This is a genomic window from Christiangramia aquimixticola (genome assembly GCF_048285835.1).
GTDB lineage: Bacteria > Bacteroidota > Bacteroidia > Flavobacteriales > Flavobacteriaceae > Christiangramia > Christiangramia aquimixticola.
Window position 1 is genome coordinate 4,409 of sequence record NZ_JBLVTL010000005.1, and the last position, 17,594, is coordinate 22,002.

The window sequence follows — 17,594 nt, forward strand, 5'->3', positions numbered from 1 at the left end:
TTAATTACAGTATTATTATTTGTGGTTCCAATATGTGTTTTCGCCCAAGATGAATCTTATTCAGTTTCATCATATATGGAAGAGGGTACTAAGGCTCCAAACACTCATTATATAGGAGAGGCCTGGCTAAATGGGTTGCTGGAGGTTGAAGGAGATTTAAACTTTCATATTACCAAGGCTTACTTCAAAGCAAATTCTACTCTGGATTGGCATAAGCACGCCTCTACACAAGTGTTAATTTATGTTGAGGGCGCAGGTTATTATCAGGAAAGAGGAAAAGACCCTGTTATTCTTAAAGCCGGGGACGTAATAAAATGTGAAAAAGATACTGAGCATTGGCATTCATCTACCAAAAACAGTGATGTTACATACCTGGCTGTATATGGCGGAGAACAGCCCACTACCTGGACCGAAGTTCTATCGCAAGAATATTACGATAGTGTAGCAAAAAAATTGGAAGAATAAGTTCTGTATAATTAGAAATCTATAAAACTTCTGAAGAACAATAAATAGGAATGCCAATTGTAATATTCTTAGGTGCTTTAGGCTATTCGACATTCAATATTCTAAAATGATAGTCAACTGCCTATAAAAAAAGCACTACAAGTGATACATTTCATAACTAAATCGCAGATAGATTCCCAATTCCCACCTGCAACCTGGTTTAACCCAAAATAATTTATTAATAAGGCATATTACATAATTGAAATCATTAAGAATCATAACAGCGATATTTCTATTAACCTCTTAAAATGTTTAGCACAGGAAGAGGAATATCTCGTTTCAAATAGCAACGATACCATTTTCGGGAAAATATCAAGATCAACTAATTACTTAAATACAGAAGAAGTCAGATATAAGAAAAGAATGGGAATAAAAGCAGGATAGACCCGGGTAAAGTTAAATTTATTAAATCATCAAATGGTGTTGATGGCGATTGTATAATTGCCACCGTTTATGATAAATGGTTTATAAGAAGAATAATAAACGGTAGAATAAAGGTTTATCAATTAGTTGATGGAATTATTTATTTCACCTCCAAAGATGATTCTGAAATCATCTCGACTGACTTTGGCGGCCTAAACAAAAGAGAAGATTCAAAGGAGAGAATCAGACCATTAATTGAAGATAATGCGATCATCCTTCAGGAATTTAATTCTATGAAAGGGAGTGAAAAAAACATCCTTTATATCATTGAAAAATATAATGCTTTAGAGGGACCAGATAATAATTAATTAAAAATAATTCTTCACTTCTCGATCCTAAAAATGACTAAAAGATTTTTATTAAAATCTATCATCTCAAAAAAATAAATAAAAGCGAACCCACTACATTTTTGATAGAATTGAAGTAAAAACGGCCTACATAATCTATAAATCTAAAAGCGGTTCGGGTATATACTCAAACCGCTTTTCCATTAATTTGAGTATCTTAATATTCCAAAAGGAAAGTGTACTTAATTCGCTATTCCCCTCATTATAAGCTTCATGAGTAAAAAAATTAAATGTTATGAAGAATATTTTATCCCTTATGTTTTTATTTTATTTGACCAATGTTTCAAGTCAAATTATTGATGTGCATACCCATAGTTATACCAAAGAAGATTATTGGGGAGGAAATACGCATCCTACAGGAATAGAATCACCTAAATCTGTAGATGAGCATTTGAAACAGACAATAAAGTTAATGGATAAACATGGTATTGAGTATGCCGTTGTAAGCGGATGGTCGTTGAAAGGTGTAGAGAAATACGTAGCAGCTGATTCCCGGTTTATTCCAGGTTATATGGATGAGGGAAATCCCATCCCCCTGGAGCAATTCGAACACTTAGTAAAAAGCGGGAAAATTAAAGTGTTTGGTGAAGTTTCAGGAGTTTACTTTGGTAAAACTTTGAATGATCCAATGTATGCACCATACCTTGAGATTTGCGAAAAATACAATATCCCGGTAGCTTACCACTCTGGAGGTGCCCCACCTATGGCACCTTTTAAATGCTGTCCGGACTTCAGGATATCTATTGGTGACCCGTTACTTATTGAAGATGTATTAGTAAAATATCCTAAACTTCGTATTTATCTCATGCATGCCGGAGAGGTTTATTTTGAGCAAGCAGTAAGAATGATGAGTATGTATAAATCCTTATATGTCGATTTAGGAGCTATTCTATGGGTAGATCCCTTAACACAGAATTACGCAATTCGATTTTTAAAACTGGCTCAAACTGCAGGAGTACTGGACAGGGTTATGTTTGGGTCAGACCAGATGGTGTGGCCGGGAGCCATTACCAGATCTATCGATTTTATAAACAATCTTGATTTTTTGAGTAATGAGGAAAAACAAATGATTTTATATGGAAACGCAAAGCAATTTCTCAATCTAAAATAACAGTTTCCAACAACGATTCAACGTAAATGGACGCTCACGTTAGAAAGAAGATAATTAACTTGATCAACAATTAAATTAATAGTCCCGAAGCGCCGGGACGCGTCCCCTATTCATACAATTTGGCTTTATCGTAACCCTTACCAAATATCGCATCTATTAAACTCAAATACACTTTAAAAAAAGGAAAGTGATATTAAACTTTATGCTCTTAGAATTGAAAAATATCTCGGATTAATTTTAATTATTTAAAAATATAAAACGATTAATCACCCTCACTTAAGGAAAAACTACCATCACCATTAAAGGAAGAAAGCGTTATTGTTACAGACCAGGTTCCTGGAGTTCCACTAGTTGTTACACCCGAAAAAGAATCAGGTTCCACTCCCCCGCGTAAAGACTTATTTAAAACCAGATTGCCATTTGCATCTTTGACCTCCATTTTAAACAATCCATTACTTGAAGCAGTAATATCAGCATTATATTCTGCTGTGATTAAAGAGTTTTCCCAAAAAAATGTTTTTACTGCACTTCCACCGTTGCCGGTAAAATCTCCGTCAACATCACCTATAAAATCGTCTCCATCATCGAAAAGAACCGTTCCATTAACGGTTAACTCAACAGTTTGAATTTCATTATCATCGCCCGAACTACAGCCAATAGTAATTCCAAGTAAAGTTAGAAATAGAAGTAAAAAGCCAGTTTTTAAAATTTTATTTTTCGACATAAGTAGATTTTTGAAACGAAAACGTTAACTATCAAACAATATTACAAATTTTAAACCAGTAAGTAAACCAGCACACCTGTACTTTGAACAACAACGGTTAACTCAATTGTGCAATAGCTTTCGGAGGAAGAAAATAACTCAACCTAACCCACTTTTAAAACACCAAGGCCTACTCATGGCTGGGGACGCCTCCCTTATTCCATTTAATTAAGGTAATCGGATTCATTGGTTAATATTTTAATTCTTGTACATCAGCCGAACGAAGTAATAAATTCGTAAATTTTAAAACTGATAAAACTTCAAACATATAGTAATGAAACGATTAAAGTTTAAAAAAGAAATAAAGGCTTCAGCTCAAAAAGTCTATGAAACAATGCTGGGCTTAAATGATAAGAAAACTTACGAATCCTGGACAGCAGTTTTTAATCCTACTTCTACTTATGAAGGCAGTTGGGACAAGGGAAGCAAGATCCTTTTTATAGGTGTAGACGAAAATGGAAAAAAAGGAGGAATGGTTTCAGAAATTGCTGAACACAAGCCTGCGAGTTTTGTTTCCATACGACATTACGGATTTCTGGATGGTGATACTGAAATAACTTCCGGGGAACAGGTAGAAAAATGGACAGGCGGTTACGAAAATTACAGCTTTGTAGAAAATAATGGAATTACCACAGTAACCGTAGAGATCGATACGTTAGATGAATATCTGGATTTCTTCAACAACACATATATAAAAGCATTGGATATTTTAAAAGAGATATCAGAACAATAAATTCTGAAATATGTTCCATAAGGGCAATAGACGGTATTGCCAGTAAATAGCACAATGATTAAAATAATTATTCAGGGAATCCAATTCGATGTAAAATCTTCTTACCAAAAAGGACCTAAACCTGCTCCCCCATTCTTAAGAGTGGCTTTACATTGTGGTACTGCAAATATGTATGTAGAAAATCTTACCACGATCGAAAATTCAGCGATTGTTGATAAAGGTGATGTTGAAATTTTTAAATATTTTAATATTGAATAAGTAACTAAAACACACCTTAAATCAGATTCTAAAATTTCAACCCTGGGAGGAGATCATTCCATTAACTTCCCTTTAATTAAAGCTTATAGTGAAGAATCCCAAATTAGACATACTTTCCTCTCTTTGGATATTAACGGAGTATAAATTATGAAATCAGTAACGGTCATCGGCTGCGGAATAATCGGTTTAACGACAGCCATTAAACTACAGGAAAAAGGTTTCAGGGTTACAATAATCGCCAAAGAGCCTTTTGATAGAACCTTATCCAGTAAAGTGGGCGCTATTTGGTTTCCGTTTGAAATTCAGCCTAAAGAAAGAGCCAATAAATGGTCCGCACTCACCTATCAGGAATATCAGTTAGATAAAAATGAGGGAAATGGGGTTTCCTTTATACCTTTTATAACCGCTTACAATAACACCAGCAATACAGACTGGATAAAATTGTTACCCTCTGGTACGGTAAGAAAAGCTTTACCTGAAGAATTACCGAAAGGAATAGACGCAGCCCATATTTCCATAGTTCCGCTGGCTGAGCCACATTTGTATTTGCCATATTTATTCAACCGGTTTGTCGACAATGGTGGCATTTTTAAAATGCAAAAAATTGCCAGTCTCAAGGAAGCCTCCACTTTAAACAGTCTTGTAATTAACTGTACGGGATTAGGAGCTAAAGACTTATGTAACGATGAGAATTTACAGCCTATGCGTGGACAAATTTTACGCTGTAAAAAAATGGATATTTCCTCCTGTGCAGATTCCACCAAAAAAGGAGCGTTAAGTTATGTAATTAACCGAAGTGAAGACTGCATTATTGGTGGTACAGATTACGAAAATGATTGGAACACCAATGTAGAGATCAATGATACAAACTTGATTATTGACCGACTGATACAGGCAGGTTTATCAAAGGAATCGCCGGAAATAATCGAGGAAATGGTAGGGCTCAGACCCAAAAGAAGTTGTGTTCGTTTTGATTTTGATGAAAAATATACCAACGTTTTTCATAACTATGGTCATGGTGGAGCAGGTTTTACCGTGGCATGGGGATGTGCAATTGAGCTTGCCGAAATGGTTGATCTAAAATTAAAATGAAAGCATAGAAAGTCGCTGTATTAAATTGCTATAAAATGAAGCCTACCCGTAAAAAGAAATAAATTAACTTGCCCCCCTATTAAAACACTCAGCCACATCCCAAAACAACGGGACAGTCTCCTTATCGCCTAATAGCATTCAGGGGATCGGTTGGCTGCAAAAAATAAGCATGGAACCTATATTATTATTTTTGATTTTACCTATTTCAACAATTTTTCTCTATAAAATTAAGGACAGTAATATAAGTAGAAGAAAAATTCTGAATACGCTTCTTATAACCAACACTTTAGTTTATTTATTTCCCTTAACTTATGCATATCTGGCGACCGGTTCTGGAGGGAATTTGTGGAATGAAAATGGTCCAGGCGTAATTTTATGGCTTTATATGTTTATCATTCCGCTGTGCGGGATCATTCAGTTAGGCCTCTTTTTGCTGAAAATTGTATTTTATAAGCTTAGTAAATTTAAGGCTGCAAGAAATTAAGATTATTCAGGCGAAATTAGAAAACAGACATTTCCTTACCCCACGAATCCAGACTAATTAGTATAGATTCCAGAGACCTTCCTTTTTTTGTTAATTCGTATTCTACCTTTGGAGGAACAACCGGAAATACTTTCCTGGTAATTAGATCATCCTTTTCCAGTTCCCTTACCGTTAGAGTAAACATTTTATTCGAAATCTCCGGAATTTTATTTTGAAGTTTTCCGGAGCGAACCGGTCCTTCCAGTAAATGAAACAAAACTAAGGGCTTCCATTTTGTTCCAATTAATTTCATGGTATAGTTAAGAGGACAATAAATATTATTCATTTTTAAAATATAAAAACCTGATATTCAACAATTAACTCCTTTAGTTACCTATATCCCTTTTAGGTAACTTATTGCCAGCCAAACAAATATATCCTTATTTTGTAGCCAATAAAAACAATGGATATGAAAAAAGAAGAAACTTACCCACGATCATTTTCACACATTGGCATTACAGTTCCGGATATTAAAAAAGCAGTGAAATTCTATGCGGAAGTTATGGGATGGTATGTAATAATGGAGCCTTCAACAGTTAAAAAAGAAAGAGAAACTGCTATTGGTCAAATGTGTATCGATGTGTTTGGAGAAGATTGGGAACAATTTGAAATCGCACACATGTCCACATCTGACGGAATTGGGATCGAATTATTTTCCTTTCCAAATGGAATTAAGGAAGCCCCCGAATTTAATCCGTTTAATACCGGTTTATTCCATTTTTGTGTACAGGATCCTAATATTGAAAGTTTAATCGACAAAATCGTTTCAGCCGGTGGAAAACAAAGGATGCCTATAAGGGAATATTATCCCAACGATAAACCCTACAAAATGTGTTATGTAGAAGATCCATTTGGAATCGTTTTTGAAATTTACACTCATAGTTATGAATTAACTTATTCTTCAGGAGCTTATGAGGATTAAGTAGCAACAGAGGATTGGCCGTACTTTGAACAATGACTATTAAAAGAGATTATATAACTTGAACAAAAATTCGCTTACAGGTATAGATAGCATAGGCATCAATTAAGTTACCCTATTTATTGCAAGAGAATTTTGAATCAGATTTCAGATAGTCAGACGTTTTAAAAACATATTATTATTTCAAAGAAGTATATTCCCAATTGGGATATTCTTTGCTGTTATCATTGGTCTTTTAATTGGTAAGGTCAACTCGATTGGATTTTATTATTTTTTAATAAGCCCGGTTATTCATTACCTGATCTATGAGGTACGAGGTAATTATGAGTATTATTATTACTTCAATACCGGATTGCGTAAAACTGTACTTTGGTTATCCACCATTAGTCTGGGACTTATCAATATTTTAATCTTTTCAATGCTATGAAACACCTTCATATTGATAGCATTAGAAAAACTTATCATGGTAAATTAATACTGAGTGATATATTCCTGACTTGTAAAAAAGGAGAAACGGTTGGATTACTTGGAAGAAATGGTTCTGGTAAATCTACTTTACTAAAAATAATTTTTGGGATTGAAGATGCAGAAAATAAATTTGTTAAGGTGAATGGCAAAGTATTGACAAGCTTTGCAGATTCGAGCAGTTTGATAAATTACCTCCCGCAAGACAATTTCCTGCCAAAGGAGATTAAAGTTCACAATATTATACGGTTATTTCTACCACCAAAAAGAAGGAATCAATTATTGAATAATGATTTTATAAAGCCATTACTCTCCAGAAAATTCAAAGTGCTTTCAGGTGGAGAAAAAAGAATATTAGAGGTTTTATTATTATTAAACTCAGAAGCAGATTATATTCTCCTGGATGAGCCATTTAATGGGATTAGTCCTATTAACCGGGATTTTATCATTAAAATTTTAAATGATGAAAAAAATAAAGGTTTTATTGTTACAGATCATGACTATGAGAATGTGCTCAAAGTAGCAGATAAAATTTTATTGCTAAAGGATGGTCTTTTAAAAGAGATTTCTAAAGAAAAGGAATTACTTGAACATGGGTATTTCATAAATACTTCAGACCATAACGGTATTTAAAATTATACGATACCGTTAGGAAATTAATTAATACCTTGTTTTCAAATTATAGCAAAGTCTTTAATCCAAAGCTTCGGTATGCGTCCCCTACACGCTGCACTTGAACATAAGCCGCGTTATTTTTAATCATGCAAAATCTTAGAAAATGAATAAAATTATATGTTTTGTGATGCTGTGTATCACGCTAACTTCCTGCAATAATCAAAGCAAACAAGGCGCAACTCAAGCGTTAAACGAGAAGTTAGAACCCGTAGTTGATATTAAAGAGTTAACAGGTGATTACATGACTTGGTGGTCTTATCATTATTATAATATATCACTGGCATCAGATTTTGAAGCATTGGATGAAAATTTTAAAGCGGTATCCAAAGGTAAATTTCTCGAGTCTCTAACCTCCGGAAAATTTATTGCTGTTGAAATGAAAACGGAAGACACCAGAATCTACAAATTATACGAATTACCAAAAGGTGTCGAGAAATCTATTTCTAAAACAATTTCCTCAACTGCTGGTATCCACTTAAAATATTACCAAATGGAGGGGCATGAGTTTCCTGAGATTGATATTGTAGATTTGGAAGGTAATAGTTATAACAATGAAGATCTTAAGGGTAAAATCACTGTATTTAAAACCTGGTTTATCAATTGTAAGCCTTGTATAGAAGAAATGCCCGAATTGAACCGATTAGTTAGTAAATATGAAAATAATGAAAACATACAGTTTTTAAGTTTGGCCCTAGATAAAAAAGAACCTTTGCAGGAATTTCTAAAGAAGAAAGAATTTAAATATGCTGTTATTGCCGACCAAAAGGAGCTAATAGTGAATCAATTAAACCTAAGAGCTTATCCCAGACATATCATTGTAGATGAAAATGGAAGATTTAAAAAGGTTTTAGAAACCGCTCCAGAATTAATTTCTTATTTAGAAAACGAAAAATCGGTTACTAAAAAGCCAACCAAAATCAACTTACCGGTTCCTCCTCCCTCAGAACCCATTGGAAATACGAAAAAAAGTGAAGGATAATATCGGATGATTAAAATAGAAGTAATAATGTAAGCTTAAGTTATTAGACCACAGCGTTATAAATCTTTTTTGCTATACAGCGACTTAGACTTTAAAGGAGTTTTGCATAAAGTCCCTACTCCGTTCCTTCCCTATAAAGCCTGGTTGCTATAAATTTTAAAAAATTTGATCAAAACATGCGCAACCATTTTTAAATTATAGCATCTTAATAAAAACATCCCATGACTTTATTAAACTCTCTTTTAAAGAAATTTCTGCTACTTTTTATAGGTTTAGGTATAGTTAGTTGTAATCAGGAAGATGATGGCGAACTTATAAATGAACCTGCCGGTATTGCTGAATATTTTATAAATAATCAAACTGAAAAGGACCTTATAGTAATATTCCAGAAGTCGGAATCATTAAGAGCTGAAACCGATACATCGAATGTGATCTCACCCAATTCGTCAATTGAAATTTTTAAAGATTGGGGGTTTGGGATAAATCCGGTACCGGAATATTCATTTAATGAATTGAAGTTTTATGAAGCTAGAGATTTAACTAATCCCATCCATACCATCTCCCCTGTTGAAAATGAAGACTGGACGATTACTGATCAGGATTTGGGGGAGTCGGGTTACGGACTTACCATTTACGAATTAGGGTTTAGTGAATAATCAGCTGCCTGCAGGCCGTGGAGCAAGTAGCAATACCCGGTAATAAAAGTTTACCAATCAAACCTGTACTCAATTACAAAGCCTTAGGAGGCTTACAATTCCTTTTGTTTATAGTATTTTAGACAACTTGAGCTTAGCAAGAAAAATACAGGACTCTCTTAAATTTAAATATTTCTGGAAATTTCCTGATGTTGATACCGCCGCTATACTTATAGATCAGGATTTAAATTATGTTCATGGAAGGGTAAAGAATGGATATGCTTTAATTGAAAGTATTCCTCATCCTGAGACGGGTTATCATTATAAAGACATCGTCAAAGTAAGTAAAACACAGTATGTACGATATTTGCGGGAGGATAAGATTCCGGAATATGAAATTACTGCCCTTTATAAACGCTCCCCATATAAAACCTTTACTTTTGAGGTAAAATTATGGGAGTACAGGGATTATTTCCATTTACAGGATAATTTCAATTATTTTAATCACAAATTTTCGATTCCTGAATTTAAAAAAGACAAAGTTGGCATCTGGACATTCGTATATTGTAGTTCTAAAGATATTACAGAAGCCAGAACAATTTTAAAAAGGTTTACAGATCTCAATAAAAATTGCAAGGTGAAAAATATTGCACCAGCTTGAAAGAGTTTTAGGCAATCTGTCCTCATTAAATCTTTGCTCAGTTTAAAATGAAATTAAAATGGATAAATCGAATGGTTATGAAAGAATCGCGAAAAGATTTATCGAAATCCGTGGACAAGACGAGGCTGGCGTTGGAACCTTGAGCGTACGTAATTGGGTGAGATCATTACCTGAGAAATCTACAATTTTAGATCTTGGTTGCGGGACAGGTCTTCCTATTACAAAAGTGCTAATTGATGAAGGAATGGAAGTTTATGCCATTGACGCATCAAAAATAATGGTGCAAGAATTTAATAATACATTCCCCGATATTCCTGTTGAATGTGAATCTGTAGAAGATTCCCTTTTCTTTAATAAGCAATTTGATGCAATTATTGCCTGGGGGTTAATTTTTCTGCTTTCAGAAGAAGTACAAACTAAGTTGCTAGAAAAGGTTGCTTCCTTTTTAAAAAAGGGTGGTAAGCTTCTGTTTACTGCACCCGCTCAAGATGGAGTATGGATGGATAATTTAACCGGTCAAAAATCCAGGTCATTAGGTGCGAAAAAATATAGAGATCTTTTAGATAAATTCGGCTTTAGGATAATTCAGGAATATAAAGATGAGGGTGAAAACTACTATTTTGATGCCATTAAGTTATAATAAATCTTAAGCAATGCCCAGAAAGCAATTCAAGTCTTACAAGCTTTATCCAGCCTCAAATAGATTAAATTAAATTCTTAATAAATGTACAAATTGAGCAATTCAATCATTCTTAAAACGATCTATTTAGTCCTGGCTTATCTTGTGATTTTCGTAATTGAAACTTTCGAATTAGCTTTGATTCTAACATTTTTACCGTATTTAATTAATTCAATTGTATCCTATCTAAAATTTGACAAGAGTACAGCGAACAAAAATCAAATAATATTATCGAAAAGTAATTTTGACTTTTTGAACCTTGTTTTTATAGCCATAATAATTGCCTTTTGTATATCTGATATAAATATTTATACAGGAATATTACTATTATTAGCTCTCGTTCAAATCTTTCTTGAATATACAGTCTCTAAACGCACAGTATTATTTATTGATAAAAATGGAATTGATGAATTTGGAAAAGATAAACATAGAGATCTAAAGGATATAACATCCCTTGAGATATATCCGAATAACATTGAATTCCGATTTAAAGAATACGAAATTCTGCAGATCAATCAACACGAATTGGTGCGACCAAATTGGGAGGATTTCGTAAAAAAAATAACAGATATAAAAACGTATGCTAAAAAAGCATAATGGCAATTACAATGGGGTGCAAAAGCATACGAATCTACCTGTTCATGCTTATTTCTGTTTAACCAACATAAGTTAAATTAATCCCGCAACTTTATTTAATATGATTCATAAACTAACTAAACTTCCTCCAGTCGTTTATTATTTTTCTTCGGTGCTATTAACAATGTTAGCCCGAAACCTTAAGGTTTATGGTGAAATTTATTTCTACCTCGTCTTTACCGTAGCCTTTATCATATTTGTCTACGGGGTTTATAAGATGATTAAAAGTTAGAAGTATACAAGAGTAAGCTCCCACTTCTCAATATCGAGTTCCGCAAATTAGTTTTAAAGAAAAATAGTAAATTCCGTATCTGGAAAAGCCTGATTTATATAGAATCATTAAGTGAGTGATCGGGATCGTTTTCCCCGGATACGAAAAAATGGATTCATAAGTGACTATCGAATTTAAGGAAGAACAACAATTTACCCAGTGGTGGCTCTGGTTACTTTTATTACCAGTTGGTTTAATACCGGTTTGGGCAATATATAACCAGGTGTTCCGGGAAGGAGCTTCTGGCAATAGTCCACTATCCAACATAGGCCTCATCCTTCTTTCCATATTCGTATTTTCTTTGATTGCCATTTTTAGATTTATAAAGCTAAAAACAGAAATTGACCAGAATGAAATCAGGATAAACTTCTTTCCAATTATAAAAAAAAGCGTAAGCTGGGAGGAAGTCAAAAAAGCTGAAGTTGTGGATTATGGTTTTGTTGGGGGTTGGGGAATCAGACTCTGGACTGCCTACGGAACCGTATACAATATCAAAGGCAGTAAAGGTTTGGCGATAGAACTTATAAGTGGAAAAAAAATCCTCATTGGAACTCAGAAGGAAGCTGAATTAAAACGGATTGTAGCAGCGGCCCGTAGTCATTACTAATTTTAATGAACCCACGGCAATTACTCCCACGTTGGTATAAACTCACCAGCTTGAAAATCATTAATTTAACTGCTCAAAATTAGACCGGATCCTATCTATTATGGACTTAACAAGCATCTCTATAAAAGTTTATTAATTAAACATATTTGAAAATTAATTATGAAGTACCTATTTGTTTTAATGACAGCTATTTTAAGTATCACTTGTTATTCTCAAACCCAGGGAGACATAAATCAGAATGCTTATGATGAATTCAAGGAAGCAGATAAAAAATTAAATGAAGTCTATAGGACGATAATTTCTGAATATAAAAAGGATACTATTTTTATAAATAACCTGGTAAAATCCCAACGCCTTTGGATACAATTCCGGGATGCAGAGCTGGAGATGAAATATCCTCAATATGGTGGTAAGTATTATGGTTCAGTTCTTCCAATGTGCAAAGCATTATACCTGAAAAATTTAACTAATCAACGAATAGAAACCCTTAAAAACTGGATCAAAGGAGCAGATGAAGGTGAGGCCTGTAATGGTTCAGTTAATATGAAAACTACTTTAAATCCTACCTCTATTAAAAAAGCCCTCATCCGGAAAGACAGATCCATTGTGTTGACGGCCAATATGAAAACGGACCACCGGATCGTGGGCTTTAAAAAGAAAAATATATACTCTAAAAAAATGATTCTGCTCTCCATTTTTACTCATGAAGTCGAAAACAATCCGTTTAACTGCAAATACGGAGCCTATTATGACACCAATGGAATGGGTGATATGAGATTAAAATATATCTCCACGGAAGACGATTTTATTAAGGTGGAGATATTAAAGGATGACAAAAAATTAGACAAGGTTTATATGCTGAAAGATAAATTTGAGTTTTTAAAATAAACATGTTGTTGGGTACAACTGGCTGGTTGAATTTAAAATATTCTAAATTAGTTGCCAGATTACCTTAATCGAAAAAATCAACTCATAAAATATCGGTTAATGCAGATAGCAGGCTTTATTTAAAAGGCTGGAATTTATTTAGACAGTAAACATGAAAAACATTTATATCATCATTCTCGTTGGGCTGATTATTTCCTGTAACTCCGGGAAAAACGAGGTGGACAAGCAGAATATAAATCAGATAATTGAAGAGGAAATCCCAACTTTGTTGGATTCTGCTAATTCTGAAATCACCGGGAATTCAATCCTTTCTGTTATGGAAACATATGATCTTTCAAAGATGAAAACAGATCGAGTAAATGAATACGAGTTTGGTGATTGCTGGGGAAAAACCGGGAAATATTCATTACCTCATTTGAAGCTTGTCATTGATTCCATGAGCTGTGGAGAATATGGATATACATACTCCAATTACCTTCTAAGTAGCGATAACGTTATCCAGGTATTTTACGTAAAACAATCCGAGTCTGTCATGCCCCCCGAAGCTGACTCCTACTTTTTTGTTCAACAAGAGAAAGTAATTAACCTCAATTCAGATCCCCCAACCGTTTTGAGAAGATCAGACACTGTGTATGAGTATGGTTTAAGAGAAAATCCTATTAAGAAAAAGTTCGAAACCGGTATCCTGAGAGATAAGCAAATAACCGCTAAGCAATTCGAAAGGGAGTACTCGGAAATCTGGGAAAGAAAATCAGATTTTTAGAACAAACCCGCCACCTGGCATACCGCCGGCAGCCTATTTAAAATATATCGAATGAGTATAGAGAAAGCATATAATATCTGGGCCAATCAATATGATACCAATGAAAATCGTACCCGGGATCTGGATAAAAAATGTACCATTGAGACCTTAAGCTCCTATGAATTTAAAAATGTTTTGGAGTTAGGATGTGGTACCGGAAAAAATACCGAATGGTTACTTACCAAAGCAGAACAGATTATTGGTCTGGATTTCTCTCAGGAAATGCTAAATAAGGCCACTGAAAAAATAACTTCTGAAAAGGTTGTATTCATTAAGGCAGATCTTACCCAAAACTGGGAGATTGAGAATGAATTTGCCGATTTGATCACCTGCAGTTTAACCCTTGAGCATATAAAGGATTTAAATCATATTTTTCATCAGGCAGTTCTTAAACTGAAAAAAGATGCTTATTTTTTTATAAGTGAATTACATCCTTTTAAACAATATGCTGGTAGTAAAGCCAGATATGAAACCAATAATGGCACTGAAGAATTAGAAGTTTATACTCACCATATTTCTGAATATTTGAGTGAAGCTGAAAATAATGGTTTGAAATTAGTGGAATTAAAGGAATGGTTTGATGAAGATAATACCAATGGTCTTCCTAGACTTGTTTCCTTCGTATTCCAACAATAATACCGGATAATAATTAAAAAATCTATTTACTAAATCTTTTTTTAATTAAATATCAATCTAAGCCTATTAACCAAAGGATGAGGTTTTTCAAAAGAATGAGGAAGTTATTTTCTCTTATATTACTAATAATATTAGTCTCCTGTAACACCACTAGAAAAATAGAGGGAAACTGGATTGGAGCTTATTCCTATTCAGAATCTCCAGAATCTTCATTCAACTCTCCTATCCGGGTTATTATTTCCTTTAGTGACGGAAAGTATAAATTAAATAGTTTTAAATACGACTATCGATTAGGAGGTAATACAAAACATGGCAGCTTCAAACTAAGTGACAGGAAGATTATTTTTGATGATGATGAAAAAGAAAATAGTCAGATTAAGTTTATAAATAACGACAGCCTGGTAATCTCAGGACATAATGGATCGAATAATTCGGTTTATAAAAAATTGGATGATTCCTTAAAAATCGGTTTAAATGACATTGAGCTTATCGGGAGAAAATTCTTATTAAAATCGAGGGATTATACTGACACTTTGAAGTTTGTAAATGATTCGATACTGATTTCAGGTTCTGATAAAGACCGCTTTCCACGTACCAAATGGGACAGAATTCATCAAAACGAATTCGATATAATTTATATGGAGGGCAACATTCCCATGATAATTCAGGGAAAATCTCATGATACCATTTACGCAATAGGATTTCATAAAAGTGCTATAGATTTCAAACTTATTGAGCTTTAGAGATTATCAATTTTTATAACAATAAAACTATTGAAACTCCTCCTTCAACTTTTATTTATTTTCAGGTATTCTCCAACAATTTAAATAATTCAGAAGCTGCGGAACTTGCTATGATTATTGCGGTGCCATAAGCTATACTTAAAATTCGAACCTTTCCGCAGTGAAAAAACTTTAGCTTAAAATTGAGATAGGTATGATGTGATTTTTAGAGATCAAGGATTTTATACTGGCAATCATTATTCTCAGCTACCATGATGATTTTCAATTGTTAACATGTAAATATTCAGAAAAAAATAAGTAATTTAACAGTCCACTAAGCTTACTTTAGAAGCTCACCGCCTTCCCTACACGGACCCAGCTTTTCTATTACACTTAAACCTCTTAAAATTTAGGAATACAATTAATTCGCTTATGAAAACTAAAATTTTATCGGTCCTGGGAATTATAGTCGCAGGGATTTATTCTTTAGGACTACCTAATCCAACAAAGTCAGATTCCTTTTTTGCTATAACAAACACTTCGATTATAAATATTGAAGACGGTAAAATTCTGAAGGAACAAACCATTATTATTGAAAATGATATCATCAAGGAAATTGGACATTCAAATATGTTAGAAGTCCCAGAACAAGCAACATTAGTAAGTGGAAAAAATAAATATGTTATACCTGGCTTGTGGGATATGCATGCACATACTTCATCACCAAAAATAACCCGGGATGTAATTTATCCTTTATTTATAGCAAATGGTATTACAGGCATTCGTGTTTTGAGTGGAGATTGTTTTGAACCTTGTTGGGAATTGACCATGCCTATTGCACAATCGAAAATTTTACAAGCTGAGGTAAAGGAAGGTCTCCTGGTGGGACCACGAGCTATCTTTTCGAGTGATTTGATTCATGGTGCTAAACCCGGGAAGTTATCTACCATAGAAGCTCCGGGCACCAGGGAAGATGGAAGAAAGTTAGTGCATCACTTAATAAAAAGAGATGTTGACTTTATAAAAATATATAATGAAGTTCCCAGAGAAGCTTATTTTGGTATAGCGGAGGAAGCGAATAAACAAGGGCTTAATTTTGCAGGTCATGTACCTATAGCTGTCAAGGCTTCAGAAGCCTCCGAGGCTGGTCAAAAAAGTATTGAACATTGTTGCGCCGGAAATATTTTGGAAGAATGTAGCAAAGAAGAACAGAAACTGCGTGAAAAAATCACTGCACTAATCCAAACACGATCAGGAAAAAACATGAACTCATTAGTTTTGGAACTGGTAAAAACATACGATAGTATAAAATGCCAGGCCCTCTTTAAAAAATTCAAATTCAACAATACCTATTTTACTCCCACATTGATAGCTACTGAAATGGATAATATTCTAAAAGATAATAACTGGAGACAAGACCCAAGATTAAAATATATTGCAAAAAAAGAACTTAAATTCTGGGAAGAAAACGAAATGACCACTATGGAATTGTTAGGAAAAGAAAATCCATTGATTAGAAAAAAAAGGTTTGAAATTATTGAACAAATGAATCAAACCGGAGTAAAACTGTTGGCAGGATCAGATTGCGGAGTATTTGGGGTTTATCATGGCTTTAGCCTCCATGATGAATTGGAATTATTGGTAGAAGCAGGACTAACTGAATTAGAAGCTTTACAAACCGCAACTTTGAATGCAGTGAATTATGCCGGACTTACAGATTCTATAGGCAAAATTGAAAAAGGAATGAAAGCCGATTTAATCCTTTTAAACGCGAACCCTTTGAAAAGCATAAGTAACACAAAAAGGATTCATGCAGTTTTTACCAACAAACAATATTTTGACAGAGCGAAACTTAATACCATGTTGGAGAAAGTCGCGGCTGAAGCAAACGAATAAAATCAGCACTACTCAAGAATAATGAAATGTTTACTTTTAAAGATCCAGTTTGGATTCCGTATATAATTATCACCTATAAGAATGAGATGAGCTTTTAAAGTTATCTTGGTAACTTTAAAAGTTATAAACCTATTATGAGATCTATTGAGCTGCTTAAACCTTCCATAATACACATGGAAATAAACTCTGGAATTGAAGACCTCAAAAAGGTTTTCAATTCCAATCCGGATAAATTTCATTTTGAATGGTTAACCGAAAACAGCTTCTTTATTTGTCTTAATTTTTCCATTGGATCCAGCCATTTAATCGACACTAATTACGGCAATAAGAAGAGCAGTATTGTTGCGTATGGGACATTATCAAAGTCTT

At 33.8% G+C, this 17,594-nt stretch carries 22 protein-coding genes; 20 read left to right on the forward strand and 2 right to left on the reverse strand.

Annotated features, from left to right (window positions below):
* Window positions 1-3 precede the first annotated feature (3 nt).
* Window positions 4-465, forward strand: coding sequence for a cupin domain-containing protein (locus ACNKXV_RS10870; protein ID WP_417907964.1), 462 nt, complete (start codon window positions 4-6; stop codon window positions 463-465).
* 1,044 nt (window positions 466-1,509) lie between these two features.
* Window positions 1,510-2,385: an amidohydrolase family protein gene (locus ACNKXV_RS10875; RefSeq protein ID WP_417907761.1), complete on the forward strand. Its 876-nt coding sequence runs from the start codon at window positions 1,510-1,512 to the stop codon at window positions 2,383-2,385.
* A gap of 262 nt (window positions 2,386-2,647) precedes the next feature.
* Here the strand turns inward: ACNKXV_RS10875 and ACNKXV_RS10880 are convergent, their stop codons facing one another.
* Window positions 2,648-3,109 carry a hypothetical protein gene (locus tag ACNKXV_RS10880; protein WP_417907762.1) on the reverse strand — a complete coding sequence of 154 codons (462 nt, stop codon included), beginning with the start codon at window positions 3,107-3,109 and terminating at the stop codon, window positions 2,648-2,650.
* A gap of 313 nt (window positions 3,110-3,422) precedes the next feature.
* Here ACNKXV_RS10880 and ACNKXV_RS10885 point away from each other — a divergent pair, with 313 nt between their 5' ends.
* From ACNKXV_RS10885 to ACNKXV_RS10900, 4 genes are read left to right on the forward strand one after another with little or no spacing between them, the layout of a single operon-like run.
* Window positions 3,423-3,881: an SRPBCC domain-containing protein gene (locus tag ACNKXV_RS10885; RefSeq protein ID WP_417907763.1), complete on the forward strand. Its 459-nt coding sequence runs from the start codon at window positions 3,423-3,425 to the stop codon at window positions 3,879-3,881.
* Window positions 3,882-3,935: 54 nt separating this feature from the next.
* Window positions 3,936-4,139, forward strand: a complete 204-nt coding sequence (locus tag ACNKXV_RS10890; RefSeq protein WP_417907764.1) for a hypothetical protein — start codon at window positions 3,936-3,938, stop codon at window positions 4,137-4,139.
* A 60-nt stretch (window positions 4,140-4,199) separates the two neighbouring features.
* Window positions 4,200-4,283, forward strand: coding sequence for a hypothetical protein (locus tag ACNKXV_RS10895; protein WP_417907965.1), 84 nt, complete (start codon window positions 4,200-4,202; stop codon window positions 4,281-4,283).
* A 3-nt stretch (window positions 4,284-4,286) separates the two neighbouring features.
* Window positions 4,287-5,231, forward strand: coding sequence for an FAD-dependent oxidoreductase (locus ACNKXV_RS10900; protein ID WP_417907765.1), 945 nt, complete (start codon window positions 4,287-4,289; stop codon window positions 5,229-5,231).
* 500 nt (window positions 5,232-5,731) lie between these two features.
* Here ACNKXV_RS10900 and ACNKXV_RS10905 read toward each other — a convergent pair whose 3' ends face one another.
* Window positions 5,732-6,040 (reverse strand): winged helix-turn-helix transcriptional regulator, encoded by a 309-nt coding sequence (locus ACNKXV_RS10905; protein WP_417907766.1) that lies wholly within the window; start codon window positions 6,038-6,040, stop codon window positions 5,732-5,734.
* 123 nt (window positions 6,041-6,163) lie between these two features.
* Here ACNKXV_RS10905 and ACNKXV_RS10910 point away from each other — a divergent pair, with 123 nt between their 5' ends.
* The 14 genes from ACNKXV_RS10910 to ACNKXV_RS10975 all read left to right on the forward strand — a co-directional run.
* Entirely contained in the window at window positions 6,164-6,676 is a 513-nt protein-coding gene (locus ACNKXV_RS10910) for a lactoylglutathione lyase family protein (protein ID WP_417907767.1), read from the forward strand.
* 420 nt (window positions 6,677-7,096) lie between these two features.
* Window positions 7,097-7,771 carry an ATP-binding cassette domain-containing protein gene (locus ACNKXV_RS10915; protein ID WP_417907768.1) on the forward strand — a complete coding sequence of 225 codons (675 nt, stop codon included), beginning with the start codon at window positions 7,097-7,099 and terminating at the stop codon, window positions 7,769-7,771.
* Between the two features lie 145 nt (window positions 7,772-7,916).
* A complete protein-coding gene (locus ACNKXV_RS10920) occupies window positions 7,917-8,792 on the forward strand; it encodes a TlpA family protein disulfide reductase (protein WP_417907769.1) in 876 nt (291 codons plus the stop codon).
* A 221-nt stretch (window positions 8,793-9,013) separates the two neighbouring features.
* Window positions 9,014-9,448, forward strand: a complete 435-nt coding sequence (locus ACNKXV_RS10925) for a hypothetical protein (protein WP_417907770.1) — start codon at window positions 9,014-9,016, stop codon at window positions 9,446-9,448.
* A 127-nt stretch (window positions 9,449-9,575) separates the two neighbouring features.
* Entirely contained in the window at window positions 9,576-10,088 is a 513-nt protein-coding gene (locus tag ACNKXV_RS10930; RefSeq protein ID WP_417907771.1) for a hypothetical protein, read from the forward strand.
* A gap of 58 nt (window positions 10,089-10,146) precedes the next feature.
* Window positions 10,147-10,728 carry a class I SAM-dependent methyltransferase gene (locus ACNKXV_RS10935; RefSeq protein ID WP_417907772.1) on the forward strand — a complete coding sequence of 194 codons (582 nt, stop codon included), beginning with the start codon at window positions 10,147-10,149 and terminating at the stop codon, window positions 10,726-10,728.
* 84 nt (window positions 10,729-10,812) lie between these two features.
* Window positions 10,813-11,364, forward strand: a complete 552-nt coding sequence (locus ACNKXV_RS10940) for a hypothetical protein (protein WP_417907773.1) — start codon at window positions 10,813-10,815, stop codon at window positions 11,362-11,364.
* A 431-nt stretch (window positions 11,365-11,795) separates the two neighbouring features.
* Window positions 11,796-12,281: a hypothetical protein gene (locus ACNKXV_RS10945; protein ID WP_417907774.1), complete on the forward strand. Its 486-nt coding sequence runs from the start codon at window positions 11,796-11,798 to the stop codon at window positions 12,279-12,281.
* Window positions 12,282-12,440: 159 nt separating this feature from the next.
* The gene (locus ACNKXV_RS10950; RefSeq protein WP_417907775.1) at window positions 12,441-13,169 is read left to right on the forward strand and encodes a lysozyme inhibitor LprI family protein; all 729 of its coding nucleotides are present in this window, start codon (window positions 12,441-12,443) and stop codon (window positions 13,167-13,169) included.
* 217 nt (window positions 13,170-13,386) lie between these two features.
* Window positions 13,387-13,932, forward strand: coding sequence for a hypothetical protein (locus ACNKXV_RS10955; RefSeq protein WP_417907776.1), 546 nt, complete (start codon window positions 13,387-13,389; stop codon window positions 13,930-13,932).
* A gap of 51 nt (window positions 13,933-13,983) precedes the next feature.
* Window positions 13,984-14,607, forward strand: a complete 624-nt coding sequence (locus ACNKXV_RS10960) for a class I SAM-dependent DNA methyltransferase (protein ID WP_417907777.1) — start codon at window positions 13,984-13,986, stop codon at window positions 14,605-14,607.
* A gap of 95 nt (window positions 14,608-14,702) precedes the next feature.
* Entirely contained in the window at window positions 14,703-15,350 is a 648-nt protein-coding gene (locus tag ACNKXV_RS10965) for a hypothetical protein (RefSeq protein WP_417907778.1), read from the forward strand.
* A 411-nt stretch (window positions 15,351-15,761) separates the two neighbouring features.
* The gene (locus tag ACNKXV_RS10970; protein WP_417907779.1) at window positions 15,762-17,225 is read left to right on the forward strand and encodes an amidohydrolase family protein; all 1,464 of its coding nucleotides are present in this window, start codon (window positions 15,762-15,764) and stop codon (window positions 17,223-17,225) included.
* Between the two features lie 173 nt (window positions 17,226-17,398).
* A partial coding sequence (locus ACNKXV_RS10975; RefSeq protein ID WP_417907780.1) for a hypothetical protein occupies window positions 17,399-17,594 on the forward strand: 196 nt, incomplete at its 3' end.

Excerpts from the sequence above, each read along its gene's own strand:
- ACNKXV_RS10875 (WP_417907761.1), top strand. The coding sequence starts at position 1,510 with ATGAAGAATATTTTATCCCTTATGTTTTTATTTTATTTGACCAATGTT.
- ACNKXV_RS10880 (WP_417907762.1), bottom strand. The coding sequence starts at position 3,109 with ATGTCGAAAAATAAAATTTTAAAAACTGGCTTTTTACTTCTATTTCTA.
- ACNKXV_RS10885 (WP_417907763.1), top strand. The coding sequence starts at position 3,423 with ATGAAACGATTAAAGTTTAAAAAAGAAATAAAGGCTTCAGCTCAAAAA.
- ACNKXV_RS10890 (WP_417907764.1), top strand. The coding sequence starts at position 3,936 with ATGATTAAAATAATTATTCAGGGAATCCAATTCGATGTAAAATCTTCT.
- ACNKXV_RS10900 (WP_417907765.1), top strand. The coding sequence starts at position 4,287 with ATGAAATCAGTAACGGTCATCGGCTGCGGAATAATCGGTTTAACGACA.
- ACNKXV_RS10905 (WP_417907766.1), bottom strand. The coding sequence starts at position 6,040 with ATGAATAATATTTATTGTCCTCTTAACTATACCATGAAATTAATTGGA.
- ACNKXV_RS10910 (WP_417907767.1), top strand. The coding sequence starts at position 6,164 with ATGAAAAAAGAAGAAACTTACCCACGATCATTTTCACACATTGGCATT.
- ACNKXV_RS10915 (WP_417907768.1), top strand. The coding sequence starts at position 7,097 with ATGAAACACCTTCATATTGATAGCATTAGAAAAACTTATCATGGTAAA.
- ACNKXV_RS10920 (WP_417907769.1), top strand. The coding sequence starts at position 7,917 with ATGAATAAAATTATATGTTTTGTGATGCTGTGTATCACGCTAACTTCC.
- ACNKXV_RS10925 (WP_417907770.1), top strand. The coding sequence starts at position 9,014 with ATGACTTTATTAAACTCTCTTTTAAAGAAATTTCTGCTACTTTTTATA.
- ACNKXV_RS10935 (WP_417907772.1), top strand. The coding sequence starts at position 10,147 with ATGGATAAATCGAATGGTTATGAAAGAATCGCGAAAAGATTTATCGAA.
- ACNKXV_RS10940 (WP_417907773.1), top strand. The coding sequence starts at position 10,813 with ATGTACAAATTGAGCAATTCAATCATTCTTAAAACGATCTATTTAGTC.
- ACNKXV_RS10950 (WP_417907775.1), top strand. The coding sequence starts at position 12,441 with ATGAAGTACCTATTTGTTTTAATGACAGCTATTTTAAGTATCACTTGT.
- ACNKXV_RS10960 (WP_417907777.1), top strand. The coding sequence starts at position 13,984 with ATGAGTATAGAGAAAGCATATAATATCTGGGCCAATCAATATGATACC.
- ACNKXV_RS10965 (WP_417907778.1), top strand. The coding sequence starts at position 14,703 with ATGAGGAAGTTATTTTCTCTTATATTACTAATAATATTAGTCTCCTGT.
- ACNKXV_RS10970 (WP_417907779.1), top strand. The coding sequence starts at position 15,762 with ATGAAAACTAAAATTTTATCGGTCCTGGGAATTATAGTCGCAGGGATT.